Origin of the sequence: Ohtaekwangia sp. (genome assembly GCF_036568665.1) — a bacterium.
Lineage (GTDB): Bacteria > Bacteroidota > Bacteroidia > Cytophagales > Cyclobacteriaceae > Ohtaekwangia.
In genome coordinates this window covers 1-13,982 of the sequence record NZ_DATCSD010000204.1, presented here as the reverse complement: position 1 = coordinate 13,982, position 13,982 = coordinate 1, and the positions used below count along the sequence as shown (strand labels likewise).

The window sequence follows — 13,982 nt, the reverse complement described above, 5'->3', positions numbered from 1 at the left end:
GACGATTTGTTCTCAATGAAACAATGCAGGTTCTTTACTTCGTCTTCTTCCACAACATGAAATTCTTCGTGCACAATGCTATAACTTAGCTGGATAGCGGCAAACTGTGAGAAAGCATTGGCTGCATGATGGAAGCCTTTTTCGAAGGCCGATTTTATCAGGCCTGTTGCTTTTGATTGATCGTGATGATGCGTGATCATATAATTCTTTTATTGGGTTGTTGATGTTGGAGCGTATAGAGTATACCGGGAACACTCAATACCAGGCAGACACGACCATTGCCCAGAATAGTAACTCCGCTTACAAATGATACATCTTCCACTGGTTTGCTCAGTGGTTTTTCGATGATCTCTTTTTGCTGCAGGAGTTTATCTACGATGAGGCCGATCTGTTTACCATGAAAGGAAACGATAATGATTTCCACGCGGCTTTCCGCATGTAGCGTATGGAATGCGCGCATCCGGTCGGTATTGCCATGGCTTTTATTTTGAAGTATATCTCCGAGGAAGAACAGGGGGATCGTTTTTCCGAGATATACGGTGAACAGGTTGTGCGACACCGGGTGGATGGCGGAGCGATAGATAGATGTAACTGATTCGGTATAGGAGAGCGGTATAGCGAATGTTTCTTCGCCAAGCTCAAAGAGGAGCGCTGACTTTACAGCCATGGATGCCGGAAGGCTTAGCCTGAACGTTGTGCCTGTTCCAAATTCTGATTCGAGTTGTATACTTCCGCCTATACTATCCAGTGCTTTTTTTACTACATCCATACCAACACCGCGGCCGGCCAGAGTAGTCACTTCATCAAGCGTAGAGAAACCCGATTCGAAAATGAGCATGCGTATATCGTGGTCGTTGAGTTGCTCTATTTCCTGCTGGCTGCGTATACCTTTCTCGATGGCTTTTCTTTTTATCAGCGAGAGATCTATACCGGCACCATCTTCCTGTATTGTAATGATCACAGCATCTGCTTCGTTGGCAGCGCTCAATGTAATAGTGCCGCGTTCGGGTTTGCCGGTCTGTACTCTTTTCTCCGGTGCTTCTATACCATGGCACACGGCATTGCGAATAAGATGAATGAGTGAGTCGCTGATCACCTGGAGTATATTTCGATCGAGCTCGGTATCAGTGCCTTCGAGTTGTAGTGCGACTTGTTTTCCTTCCAGCGCTGCGGCATCGCGTACGATGCGATGAAATTTATTGAACAGAAAATCTACCTGCACCAGGCGTACATCCATTACGGAGTATTGCAGATCAGAAAGCATGCGGTTGAATCGCGTGTACTGTCCTTGTGCTGCGCGATTACCCTGCAACGCAGTGAGTAGACGGTCGCGCTCAATTACCAGTTCGCCCACCAGGTTGAGGAGGTTATCCAGCTTTTGCACAGGCACCTGCACCAGGTCAGAGAATATGATGCGGGCATCTTCTTTTCTATCCTCGTCTTCGGTATCTATACTTTCGTGATGCAGTATTTTTTCGACCGGTATATTTTCTACGGGTGATGTTACTTCCGGTGCTATAGCCGCGCGCAGCATCACTTCCAGTTTTGTTTTAATACCGCGGTAAGAAACGTTCTTCGGGTGTTTAATGGCATGGACCAGTTCGCTCAGTATGTCGGCAGCGCGATATATAGCGGTGAACATCTCGGCATGTATAGCCATGCGGCCATCACGAACGGCAGCAAAGAGATCTTCCAGCACATGTGTTATCTCGGCAATAGCTGCGTAGCCCATACCCGTAGCGTTGCCTTTCAGCGTATGCATGTGGCGGAACAGTGCTTTGATAAGCGAAACATCGGTGGTGTCTTTTTCCAATGCTGTGAGCAACCGGTTGATCTCGGTAACCTGTTCGATAGCTTCTGTTAAAAATATCTCGCGGTATTCTTCTTCTTTTGTACTCATGCGTGATACAGACTTCGCGTGATGAAATAAGGGATCTCATTAACCGGCATTTGATAGGTTGCCGCACCCGATTCGTAAGCGGCCTTCGGCATACCATATACGACAGACGAGGCTTCGTCCTGGGCAACGGTAAATCCGCCTTGCTCTTTTATCTTTTGCAAACCATATACACCATCTTTACCCATGCCGGTTAATACAATGGCCAGGGCGCGGTTGCCAAATACATCGGCTATTGATTCGAACAGGCAATCAATGGAAGGGTTGTTAAATTCCTTATAGGTATCATTGACGAAGGTAAATGCGGGTGACTGTGATTCTTTTTGCGTGATGCGCACGTTGGCTATGCCCGGTGCGAGGTATATATGTGCCGGCATCAATGATTCGCCATGGCGGGCTACGGATATATTTCGCCCGGTAGATTCCTTCAGGCGCCTCACGAACGATTCGATAAACGGTTGAGGCATGTGCTGTGCAATCACTACAGGAGCCGATAACGTGTGGGGAAGATGCGTGATAATATACTCTACTGCCTTCGGTCCACCGGTGGAAACTCCTATGGCGATAATATCAAACCGCGTTTTTCTCTGTGTTGGTATGGGGAGTATATCCGGCTGTGTATAGCGAAGCTGTGATGCGGTATGCACTAGTTTCTTTAATGTGCGATAGCCTTCCTGCACTTCTGTTTTATCCGGCTTTTGTAAATAGGCAAATGCTCCGGCATCCAACGCTTCGGATATGCGCTTGTCATATCGTTTCAGCGAGCTGAGTATGATAATCGGCAGTGGCATTTCGTGCATCATTGTTTTAACGAAGTAACATCCATCGTACTCGGGCATTTCCATATTGGTAATCGCTATATCCGGTTTAAGAAGTCTTGCCTGGTTTACACCTTCCAAACCATTGCGTGCGCGTGCCAGTATATCGATCATCGGGTCTTCATATAGCAGGTCCGATAACAGGATGCGCATAAACCCTGAATCATCGATCAGTATAACTTTTGTTTTTTCGGGCACGCAATCAGAATCAAAGCGCTTGTATAGTTTGCAGTAATTGTTCCTGCGTAAACGGCTTCACTATATATCCGCGTGCACCCAGAGTCAATCCTTCCTGTATAACTGATTCCTGCCCCACAGCACTGATAATTACTACGCTGGAGGCGAGGTTGCCTGCCTGGTAAGCCTTGAGTATATCGAGGCCGATCATATCCGGGAGTATATTATCAAGTGTTACTATATCGGGTTGGAGATCGAATGCCATATCGATGGCCTGCTCACCGGTGGAGGCTTGTCCTACAACAGTATATCCGCTCTGCTCCAGTGCTTCCTGGATCAGCATGCGCATATAGCGTGAGTCATCTACGATCAATACTTTCTTTGACATGGTTGGAACGTTTTTTTTAATTCAGATAGCGTATGTTTTATGGTCAGAGGTTGATATAGTCAGCATTTGGGTGGTGCTGTTAAATCGCGCTGTGCGCGATACACGGCCTCCCGTATCGATAGCTGCTATGTAAATCTTTTGTGCACGAAGAAAATCAAGCACCGTCTGTGTATTGCTGTCGCCAGCAGAAGGCATGAGCGGAATGATCTGTGCACCGCCCACAATCTTGGCGCGCAGATTCAAACAGTCGCTGCCATGCGAGCGAAAAGCATCCAGTAACTCCGGCAGCATTTCATCGGCACCGCGCATGTCGGCACTGCCTTCTCCCCACGGAAGCGGAATGTGTGCACAGCCGGAAATGTTGCGTAGCCTGTCCGTTATAAACAGACCAATGCAGGAGCCCAGGCCATAGCAGACCAGCTCTACCGGACCGATATATACTTTTACATCATTTATAGACAGTGCCTGCGATCTCATTCGGCAACGGCTTTGGTAAAATACTGTTTGGTTTCCTGCGAGCTTAATACGCGGAAAATGTCGATGAGTATAATCAGCCGGTTATCGCGTTTTACAATGCCGGTTATATAGGATTGATCTTGTGTATTGCCACCGGTAAAGAACGATTCTTCAATATCAGCCCGTGATATAGTCATGGTGTTGGGTACATCTTTTACCCATATACCCATTTTAAATTCCGGGTTGTCGATCACCAGGGTATACGTCTTTTCGTTTTGCTCCAGACTATATTTCAGGGGTATGCCGAACTTCTCTCCAAGATCGAGAATAGCAATGATGTTCCCGCGAATGTTACTGACACCCGCTATAAATGCAGGCACCTGCGGCATGCGCGTGATAGGAGGTGTGATCGCTACTTCCTTGATCTGATCGATGGTAATGCCGTACTCTTCATCGCCCAGGCGGAATACTACTATCTGCATCGTGTTGCGCTGTGCCGGTGAAACGGTAACTTCTTTGGATGGTATATTCATATCCGACAGAATCAATGGTGATGTAATTTTTCTTTCAGCTTGAATTGCTGAACACTCGCCTGCAACTCTGCGGCTACTGTTGAAAGTTCATCTCCGGCTTTGGATATATCCAGCATACCTCCGTTCATCTGCTGACTGGAGCTGGCCACTTGTTGTGTACCTGCAGCGGTTTCTTCTGCGACCACTACAATTTGCTCCATATTCTTTACTACATTATCGATCGCATATTTTTGTCCGGAAGCTGTAGTAAGAATTTCTTTCGAGAATCCAAAAGTCTCTTCGGTAGTGCCGGCAATTTCCTGGAAGATGCGTGCCGACTCTTCGCTGGCTACGTTACCTTCTTTCACACTGCTTTCCATGTTCTCGATTGCTTTGCTGGCAGCTTGTGTATCTTTCTGCACATCGCTGATGATCTTTTCAATTTCTACTGCCGACCTGCGTGAGTCTTCCGCGAGTTTGCGTATCTCATCGGCAACTACGGCAAAGCCACGGCCTGCATCACCGGCACGCGCAGCTTCAATCGCTGCATTGAGTGCCAGCAAATTGGTTTGACTTGCTATATCTGTGATGACACGAAGTGTACGACCGATCTCTTCGGAGCGCTGTGTAAGTATATCAATGGAGCGTGCTGTGAGACTGGCGGAATCTTTTATACCACCCATGTTTCTCACCAGGTCTTTCATCGTCTTCAGTCCTGCATTGGAGCCATCCAACCCCCGGGCTGCTGCTTTACTGATCAGGTCGGCTTTCTTCTCCATTTCTCCAGCAGAATATACCACCTGGTTTACCAGCTTGGACGATTCATCGATACGTTGTGCCTGGTCTTGTGCACCTTTTGCGATCTGTGCTATAGCGGCTGCAACTTCTGTAGTGTTGCGCTTCATGTCCTGCGTTTTTTTCTGCAGCAGGTCTGATGAACGCGATACTACTTCAGAGCCCTGGTTGATGTTGCTCATCACCGAAGCAAGATTATCGAGTGTCTTGTTGATTTCCAGTGGCAACCCCGTTGTATCGGCTGTTACGTGACAACGCAGACTTAAATTACCGGCCGACATCGCTTTGATAACGCGAATCACTTCGGTAACATCGGTCGCAAACTTTACGATCTTATAGAGTTTACCATTTACATCATATATAGGATTGTACGATGCCTGCAAATGTATTTCGTTGCCGCGTTTGTCGAGGCGGGTATAAGTATCTACCATAAATTCTCCGGAGGCAAGTCGATTCCAGAACTGGCGATACTCTTCGCTTCGTCCGTATGCAGCGTCTACAAACATACGGTGATGTTTACCTTTCAGTTCCTGCAAGGTGTAACCACCGGTAATGGTAAGGAAGTTTTCATTGGCAGTGATGATCGTTCCATCGGGAGTAAATTCCACCACGGCATTCGATTTGTCGATCGCGTTCATCTGGCCGCGCAAGTCTGCGTTCTTGATCTTCTGCACGGTGATGTCTGTACCAATAACAAGTATAGAAGTAGTATTGCCGGCTTCGTCTGTTACTGCAGTATAACTGGCCTGTATCCAGATTTCGGAGCCATCGCGTGCTAAACGTTTATACTCATCGATCTGCGGTATACCTTTCTGCAGGTCTTCCCAGAAACGTTCGTACTCGCGTGAGTTTATATACGACTCTTCGCAGAAGATCCGATGATGCTTGCCTATCACTTCTTCGCGTCTGTACTTGAATGTTTGCAGGAAGAGGTCGTTTACTTTGATGACATTGCCGGTAGTATCAAGCTCTATAAAAACGTTGCTGGCGTTAATGGCATTCAATTGCCCGTCTGACTCGAGCTTGGATTTTTTCAGCTCCTGTTCTTTTAATACCTGCTCGGTAATGTTATAGCGTACACCTATAAATTTGATCGGTTTGCCCTCAGCATCAGTTACCGGTGCAATGAGTGCATCTACCCAATATGGGCTACCATCTTTTTTACGGTTCTTGATTACACTGCGAAATATTTTACCAGCCCGTATTGTACTCCATAATTCGCGGAATAATTCTTTCGGAGAATCGGGGTGGCGAAACATGCTGTGCGGTTTACCGATACATTCCTCACGGGTATATTGCGATACTTCGCACAAGGTATCGTTCACATAAATGATATTTCCCCGCAGGTCAGACTCCGATACGATACAGGCTACATTTACCTGCGCCATGCGTATATCCAGCTCTCTGCGAAGCTGCTCGAATGCAGCCACTGAATCCTGTGGCAATGCCAGTTCGCCTGACTGTTGCTGAGGTGGTGTAACCAGTACGGTGGAGGATTCCTGTGGTGTTACCGGAAGGATTGTTTCTTTTTTCATGTTCTTACCTAGAGCCATATATAGTGTTACTTGTAAGGTGATAGAGTCTTGAGAAATTCATCGGCAAAAAGTATATAGTCTTTTGCGCTGGTGGATGTAGGTGCATACGCGAGAATGCTCTTACCAAAAGAGGGAGCTTCTGATGCTTTTACATTAGCGCGTATATGACTGTCGAATATTTTTAACTGATAGTGATCACGAATGTGTTCGATAACCTCGTGATTGAGATTTTTCCGTTTGTCTACCAATACCGGAAGTATACCGAGTACCGATAACGCGGGATGCAACGTTTTTTTAATGTCGTTTACGGAGTTCATCATCAACTCCAGTCCGCGTACGGAGAGTACTTCCAGTTGGAGTGGTATAACAACATGCCGGGATGCGCAGAGTGCATTTACGGTAACGAGCGAGAGGGAAGGAGGGCAATCGAGCAATATAAAATCATACTGTGCAGCGGATTGCTGTAACAGGTCGCGGAGAAAATAGTAGGGTATATCTACTTTGGCCAGTGATCGTTCCAGGTCGGCAAGCTGAATGTTGGCGGGTAACACCTGCATGCCTTCGCAGGTTACCAGGGCGCGGTCGAGTGTTACTTCTTCAAACAATACATCGCGCAATGTATAGCTCGTGTCAGGTATGCCAAGTGAATAGCCGAGGTTGCCTTGTGCATCGAGGTCTACCACTAAAATTTTTAGACCCAGGCGCGCAAGAGCCGCACCCAGGTTTAATGTGGTAGTTGTTTTTCCCGTGCCTCCTTTATGATTGACGATCGAAATAACCATCAGTAAACTTGATAGTACTTTTTCCTATTGAACAGGATTCAAAATTCACTATCTCATCTATATGCTATTATTTCTCTCTTATCTCAATAAGTTGATTGTAAGTTTTTAATTGCTTTTTTTTAAAAGTGATATATTTTCTGACTTACTACATATTGTGACCTCCGTATATATACTTAGTTTATAATGAGTGATACAGGGAGTACACCACTATACTATATCTGAAAAACTACAATCTGCTTTTTTATTTGGAGTTCACTAAAAAGTTTTCCGGTTAGATTATGATTTTTATCATGTTATAGAAATTATTCTTCCTCTTCCTGATTCTTGAGTAAGCCCAGTAATTCAAAAGAGCCCTGTGTTACGATCGGAGTTTGGCGATTGAAATTTTCCGGCAACTCGATTGCTGTAAATTCTCCTGCGTTATCTCCCGTCTTTACAGGTATAGCACGAAAATGATTTTTATCAGCCGCTGCTATAAATATATAGTTATCACCTTCGAAATTTACGATGGAACTTGTTGGTGCAGCATCGGCCGGAGCGGACGAGATTTCTATAGTAGCGGTGATAAACATACCCGGCAATAGCTTGGGATCTTCTATTTCCAGATGACAGTGAACCCGCACAGTGCGTTCTGCACTGATCTCTTTGCCGATCAGGTATACCGCGGCCTCGCGCGGTGTTGTTTCGTTGGATGCCTGAAACAGTACCTTTTGCCCTACGGCAATTTTGCTGATATCTTTTTCATATACCTGTAACTCCGCATGAATGTGTTCGAGGTTTACGATCCTGAACATAACATCGGTGGCATTTACATACTGCCCCATGTTTACATTTACTTCGGTGATATAGCCGCTGAGCGGTGCATACAGGTTTATAGTAGAGCGCACATTGCCATTAGCCAGCGAAGCAGGAGAGATGTTGATCATGGAGAGCTTGGCTTCCAATCCACTTACCATCGCTTTTATACTGGTATATTGTGATTTGGCCTGTTGTAATGCTTTTTGTGCGTTTACATTTTCGCGTGCCAATTCCTGCTGGCGATTATATTCTGCTTCCAGAAACTCCAGTTTGCTTTTGTTATCGAGATAATCCTGCTGAAGCTGTATATACTCCTGGTTTTCCATCGTGGCCAGCACATCGCCTTTGTTTACTTTCATGCCTTGTAGCAGGGTGGTGTTTTTTACAAAACCTCCCATAGGTGCGGCAATGGTAACAAGGTTCTGCGGAGGCACATCAAGTTTGCCACTTACCTGTAGATGTTGTGCGACCGACTTCTGTTCAATTTTACCGAACGTGATGTTGGCGGCTTTATATTGTGCATCACTCACGGTTATATACGTGGCAGAATCGGCTGAAGCATTTTCTGCTGCTGCTTCCGGTGGCTTGCTGCTGCATTGCGCCAGTAGTATACCCGTTGTGATCCAGATGACTATATATTTCATGGTTTAGTTCCGTTTAGATACTGTATGAAGATGATGCTTTGATTGTATTGATACAGGGCGTTGAGGTACCCTTCGTGTATGGCCAGCGCCTGGCGCAGGTTTAACAGGAGCGTGGTGTAATCCAGCTCTCCGCTTTTAAAGGCTATGCGACTTTGGTGCGTAAGAAGGTCTGCTGTTTTAAGAGCCGAGTCACGGTAATAATCCAGGCTGTGTTGATTCTTGAGTAACTCCTGATACGCCTGGTTGTGCTGCTGCGTGAGGGTAACCGTAAATGCTTCCTGTTGTTTACGTGCTATATCTCCGGCCAGCGAAGCGGCTTTTATTTTTGCTGCATGTGGTGCGTACCACAACGGTATGGCCAGACCAAATTGAAATCCCTGAAAGCGTTTTGACGAACCAAAGTATTGCTCCTGTCCCTGTACAGTTTGTACACCAATAAGTGTCTGGTTGAAATATCCAAGACGAAACTCCGGCATAGCGCGTGCGGCTTCTACTTTCTTTTCGAGTAACGCTACCTCTACCTGCTGGCGGGTATACATCAGCGTTGGGTTTTGTAAAATGGCAGAAGAATCATGAGGCAATGCAGTAAAGCTATTCTCGAGGTCGCCCGTTACACCCGCAATGGCAGGCGATTGGCAGAGCGATTGAAGATGATTCAACGCGATGCGTATATCGGCCTCGTTGCGCGCCTGCAGGTTTTGTAATTCATGCCATTGTGTTTCGGCAGATGTTTTTCCAAGCAACGTTCCTTCGCCTGTTTTATAGTGGAGGCCGGCAACTTTTACGAGATCGCTCAGCAAACTGTCTTGTTGCAAGAGTATAGCTTGTCTTGCTTTCAGGTAAAGCAATTGGTTGAAGACTTGTCGCACCGATAACGTTAACTCCTGGCGCGCTATATCTTCGCGATAGCGGCTCGACTCTGTCATGGCTTTGCTAAGGGAAAGCTGCCGGCCGTATAGCGTGGGGAACGGTATATTTTGCGATATGGTAATGTTGTTGTCATGCCGTTCTATGCTGTTATACTGACCGTATACCAATGCTATTTCTGTTTTCGGTATATCTATAGCAGCGCGATTCAACGTTTCCTGCCGGGTTCGCTCCAGGGCTGTTACCTGCACGGATGGATTTCGCTCCAGCGCCTGCGTTATAGCATCGTTCAGGGTAATGCCGGCTTGCTGTGCGCGAACGGTAGCTGTGCCAGCGAGCATTAATCCCATTGCTATATATCGAATTGAGGATTTCATAAGTCTGTTTATGAAGTACGGGTATATATTTCGATTAGTGCGTTTCATGGCTCCGGGTTTCAGTGGTTGACGCAGACTCCACGATATAGTATAGCACGGGCAATACGATCAGCGTTAGCAGCGTAGCTGTAGCCAATCCGCCAATTACAACAGTCGCCAGGGGCTTCTGTACTTCAGCACCACTGCCTTGTGATAAGGCCATGGGTAGAAAGCCTAATGATGCTACCGTAGCCGTCATAATTACCGGGCGCAGTCGCACGGAGGTTGCTTTGGCAATGATCTCCGGCAGACTATATTTCCCTTCCTGTTTCATCCGGTTAAATTCGGCGATCAGTACTATACCGTTCAATACAGCGACACCGAAGAGTGCTATAAATCCTACTCCGGCCGATATACTAAACGGCATTCCCCGAAACCAAAGCGCGAATATGCCGCCAATGGCAGAGAGTGGTATAGCGGTGTAGATCAATAATCCCTGACGGATTGATCCGAAAGCAAAATAGAGTAGTATAAAAATAAGAATAAGTGCTACCGGCACTGCGATCATGAGACGTTCGCGTGCTTCTAATAAATTTTGGAATGTACCCCCGTAGGTAACATAGTAGCCCGGATCGAATTTTATTCCGCTATCAATTTTCTGTTTGAGTTCGTCTACTATACTTTCCACATCGCGGCCGCGTGTGTTGAAGCCGATCACGATTCTTCGCTTGGCATCATCGCGTTGTATCTGGTTGGGCCCAACTTCCAATACTACATCTGCTACCTGCGATAATGGGATCTGTAAACCAGCAGGAGAAAGTATGGTCAGGTTCCGTACATCTTCTATCGATTGACGATTCTTAATATCCATGCGCACCACGAGGTCGAAACGTTTTTCACCTTCAAATACAAGTCCGGCACTTTGCCCCGCCATCGAAGCATTGATCACTTCATTTACCTGCTGCACCGAGAGGTTGAAGCGTGCGAGTTGCTCGCGCTTCATACGCACAATGATCTGCGGTAGCCCGGTCATGTTCTCAATGAAAAGACTTTCGGTGCCTTCAATTGAGTTTACCAGCTTGCCCAGCTTCTGCGCATAGCGTGTCAGTTGATCGAGGTCTTCACCGTATATCTTTACCACTACATCTTGTCGCGCCCCGGTCATCAATTCGTTAAAGCGCATTTGTATGGGGTGTTGAAAACCAAACCATACACCGGGCACTTGTTCGCGCAGAGCTTCCTGCATCTTTTCGATCATTTCATCTTTAGTGGAAGCTGTCTCCCATTCAGATTTATCTTTCATCACTACCATGAGGTCGGCCGCTTCGATCGGCATCGGGTCGGTGGGAATTTCGGCTGAGCCGATTTTAGAGATCACTTTTTCGACTTCCGGAAAATCGTGCAGCAGAACTTTCTCAGCGCGCAAGGTTGCTTCGAGTGTTGTGGTTAAACTACTGCCGGTTAGCAGGCGTGTTTCTACAGCGAAGTCTCCTTCATCAAGCTCCGGTAAAAATTCTCCACCGAGCGAAGTAAATATAAAGACAGAGATTGCCAGCAATGCTGCTGAAACGGCGATGATCAGCTTGCGATGCATTAGCGACCACTGCAAGGCAGGCTCATATATAGTATGGCACCATTCAATAATTCTATCCGATATATTCTTCTTGTGTGTTACCGATTTGCTGAGGAAGAGTGCGGAAGCAACCGGTACATATGTGAGCGATAATATAAATGCCCCTATAATCGCGAAGATCACGGTCTCTGCCATGGGGCGAAACATTTTTCCTTCTATACCGGCTAATGAAAGTATAGGGAGGTATACGATCAGGATGATGATCTGACCGAAGGCAGCGGCATTCATCATTTTTCCGGCCGACTCCTGTACCTGCTCATCCATCTGTTGTTGTGTTAAGCGTGTTGTGCCGGATGCAAGCATAATATAGTGCAGTGTAGCTTCCACTATAATTACGGCACCATCTACGATTAATCCGAAGTCGATCGCCCCAAGACTCATCAGGTTCCCGGATACACCGAAAAGGTTCATGAGTATAATGGCGAACAGCATCGAGAGCGGAATAACCGATGCTACCACCAGCCCTGCACGCAGGTTACCCAATAACAACACCAATACAAAGATGACGATCAGCGCACCTTCTGCGAGATTTTTAGTAACGGTCTCAATGGCGTTGTTCACCAGTTTGGTACGATCGAGAAACGGTTCAATCGTTATACCTTCGGGTAATGTTTTCTGAATGACAGCAATGCGTTCCTTCACGCGGGCAATTACCTGCGAAGAGTTGGCACCTTTCAGCATCATTACCACAGCACCCACAGTTTCTCCGTTGCCGTTTTGTGTCATAGCACCATAGCGAACCGCGTGACCGAGTTTAACGATGCCTATATCGCGAATAAGCAAAGGCACTCCCGATGGCGATGTGCGAACAATGATGTTTCCTATATCTTCTACGGAAGTAATCAGTCCTTCACTACGAATGAAGTAGGCATTGGTATTCTTTTCGATATAGGAGCCACCGGTATTTTCGTTGTTGCTTTCAAGCGCGGTAAATACATCGTGAATGGAAAGATTTAAACTCTTCAACTTTTCGGGCGACAGTGCGATCTCGTATTGCTTTAACAATCCGCCAAAGCCGCTTACATCAGCTACACCTTTTGTGCCGAGCAGTTGTCTTCGCACAATCCAGTCCTGAATAGTGCGCAGTTCCATCGGAGTATATTTCGCTTCATAGCCGGGTTCTGTTTTTAGCTGGTACTGGTATATTTCGCCTAGCCCGGTCGTTACAGGACCAAGTTCAGGGGTTCCTATACCGGGAGGGATCTGTTTCTTGGCTTCGGTGAGACGTTCGCTCACCTGCTGGCGTGCCCAGTATACATCGGTATCATCGGTAAATACAATGGTAACTACGGATAGCCCGAAGCGTGAGAACGATCGTATCTCTACAATGCCAGGTATAGTAGCCATGGTTTGCTCTACCGGGAAAGTTACCAGTCGCTCGATATCCAGTGCGGATTGAGAGGGAGCGATGGTTAGTACCTGCACCTGGTTGTTGGTAATATCAGGCACAGCATCAATGGGAAGCTGCGTTACTGCATAGCATCCCCAACCGATAAGTGCCACAATGAACAACCCTATAATAAGTTTGTTGCGTATGGAAAATTGAATAATGGAATTAAGCATGCGCTAAATCATATTTGAAAAAATAGATATATATACAGGATAATTCATGCTGCAAAAATGTATGCAGACGAATACCTGGTTTGTGAAATATAGCTGGTGTTGATCAGGCCCTGGGCGGTTGCCAGATAGAGAACTGAAAGGATGATGAACAAAATACAGGCTGGTGGATAACGTTCTTGCGTGCAAGTACACTAAACCTGGCGACCAACTCGGTAAAGCATTCGGTGGGAACAGCCAGCGATATACCGGACAGCTCTACACAACAATGTGCGTGTTTAAAAGGTAATTGCTGGTCGCGTTCGTAGTCACTATCCCTTACATCGCCACTGAAGTAGTGCATAACAATAAAACTGAGCATACTGATGTGACTGTTCTGCTGCTTGTGTTCGAAGTAATGTTCAAAGAAAATAGGCAACCGGAATACCTGGTGTAGCTCGGTATTCACAGAGAGATAGAGAATCAAAAGCACTATCGCGTTGAATTGCCTCATGATATCAGCAAACAAATAAAGCAAATCTGAACAGATTCTGAATATTTCCTGCCCCTAACAAACAAAGATTTCTGCAAAAATAATGAAGAAGCGGTAAAGTTCAGATTTTATTCAGAATTGGCCGATAGTATTGTCCGTAAATTACAACCCTGGGTTATTGAAAGATCTTTCGGGACCGAGGTAATAGGGGGTTAGGTTAGGTTCCGAAGGACCGGTGGAGGTATCTGCCGGTTTTTTTGTTTCCCGCATCCCGATAGCTATCGGGAGCAGA

12 protein-coding genes are annotated in these 13,982 nt (G+C 46.4%); all 12 read right to left on the bottom strand.

What is annotated here, in order from left to right; translation table 11 throughout:
* Positions 1-200: hypothetical protein (locus tag VIN08_RS11470; RefSeq protein WP_331964751.1), on the bottom strand; the 200-nt coding region annotated here is incomplete at its 3' end.
* On the bottom strand, positions 197-1,900 hold the full coding sequence (locus VIN08_RS11465) for a chemotaxis protein CheA (protein ID WP_331964748.1): 1,704 nt from the start codon (positions 1,898-1,900) through the stop codon (positions 197-199). The genes VIN08_RS11470 and VIN08_RS11465, both read right to left, overlap by 4 nt.
* On the bottom strand, positions 1,897-2,913 hold the full coding sequence (gene cheB / locus VIN08_RS11460; RefSeq protein ID WP_331964745.1) for a chemotaxis-specific protein-glutamate methyltransferase CheB: 1,017 nt from the start codon (positions 2,911-2,913) through the stop codon (positions 1,897-1,899). Before cheB ends, VIN08_RS11465 begins: the two co-directional genes overlap by 4 nt.
* A 10-nt stretch (positions 2,914-2,923) precedes the next feature.
* Positions 2,924-3,280 (bottom strand): response regulator, encoded by a 357-nt coding sequence (locus VIN08_RS11455; protein WP_331964742.1) that lies wholly within the window; start codon positions 3,278-3,280, stop codon positions 2,924-2,926.
* A gap of 21 nt (positions 3,281-3,301) precedes the next feature.
* The gene (locus VIN08_RS11450; RefSeq protein WP_331964739.1) at positions 3,302-3,757 is read right to left on the bottom strand and encodes a chemotaxis protein CheD; all 456 of its coding nucleotides are present in this window, start codon (positions 3,755-3,757) and stop codon (positions 3,302-3,304) included.
* Positions 3,754-4,269: a chemotaxis protein CheW gene (locus VIN08_RS11445; protein ID WP_331964736.1), complete on the bottom strand. Its 516-nt coding sequence runs from the start codon at positions 4,267-4,269 to the stop codon at positions 3,754-3,756. Before VIN08_RS11445 ends, VIN08_RS11450 begins: the two co-directional genes overlap by 4 nt.
* An 11-nt stretch (positions 4,270-4,280) precedes the next feature.
* Entirely contained in the window at positions 4,281-6,578 is a 2,298-nt protein-coding gene (locus VIN08_RS11440; protein ID WP_331964733.1) for a methyl-accepting chemotaxis protein, read from the bottom strand.
* A 26-nt stretch (positions 6,579-6,604) separates the two neighbouring features.
* A complete protein-coding gene (locus VIN08_RS11435; protein WP_331964731.1) occupies positions 6,605-7,360 on the bottom strand; it encodes a ParA family protein in 756 nt (251 codons plus the stop codon).
* Positions 7,361-7,662: 302 nt separating this feature from the next.
* Positions 7,663-8,802: an efflux RND transporter periplasmic adaptor subunit gene (locus VIN08_RS11430; RefSeq protein ID WP_331964729.1), complete on the bottom strand. Its 1,140-nt coding sequence runs from the start codon at positions 8,800-8,802 to the stop codon at positions 7,663-7,665.
* Entirely contained in the window at positions 8,799-10,046 is a 1,248-nt protein-coding gene (locus VIN08_RS11425; protein WP_331964726.1) for a TolC family protein, read from the bottom strand. The genes VIN08_RS11430 and VIN08_RS11425 overlap by 4 nt, the downstream gene beginning before the upstream one ends.
* Positions 10,047-10,080: 34 nt before the next feature.
* Complete coding sequence (locus tag VIN08_RS11420) at positions 10,081-13,221, bottom strand: CusA/CzcA family heavy metal efflux RND transporter (RefSeq protein ID WP_331964724.1); 3,141 nt, start codon at positions 13,219-13,221, stop codon at positions 10,081-10,083.
* Between the two features lie 103 nt (positions 13,222-13,324).
* Complete coding sequence (locus VIN08_RS11415) at positions 13,325-13,666, bottom strand: hypothetical protein (RefSeq protein WP_331964722.1); 342 nt, start codon at positions 13,664-13,666, stop codon at positions 13,325-13,327.
* Positions 13,667-13,982: the final 316 nt, after the last annotated feature.

Excerpts from the sequence above, each read along its gene's own strand:
- VIN08_RS11465 (WP_331964748.1), bottom strand. The coding sequence starts at position 1,900 with ATGAGTACAAAAGAAGAAGAATACCGCGAGATATTTTTAACAGAAGCT.
- VIN08_RS11455 (WP_331964742.1), bottom strand. The coding sequence starts at position 3,280 with ATGTCAAAGAAAGTATTGATCGTAGATGACTCACGCTATATGCGCATG.
- VIN08_RS11450 (WP_331964739.1), bottom strand. The coding sequence starts at position 3,757 with ATGAGATCGCAGGCACTGTCTATAAATGATGTAAAAGTATATATCGGT.
- VIN08_RS11445 (WP_331964736.1), bottom strand. The coding sequence starts at position 4,269 with ATGAATATACCATCCAAAGAAGTTACCGTTTCACCGGCACAGCGCAAC.
- VIN08_RS11440 (WP_331964733.1), bottom strand. The coding sequence starts at position 6,578 with ATGAAAAAAGAAACAATCCTTCCGGTAACACCACAGGAATCCTCCACC.
- VIN08_RS11435 (WP_331964731.1), bottom strand. The coding sequence starts at position 7,360 with ATGGTTATTTCGATCGTCAATCATAAAGGAGGCACGGGAAAAACAACT.
- VIN08_RS11430 (WP_331964729.1), bottom strand. The coding sequence starts at position 8,802 with ATGAAATATATAGTCATCTGGATCACAACGGGTATACTACTGGCGCAA.
- VIN08_RS11425 (WP_331964726.1), bottom strand. The coding sequence starts at position 10,046 with ATGAAATCCTCAATTCGATATATAGCAATGGGATTAATGCTCGCTGGC.
- VIN08_RS11420 (WP_331964724.1), bottom strand. The coding sequence starts at position 13,221 with ATGCTTAATTCCATTATTCAATTTTCCATACGCAACAAACTTATTATA.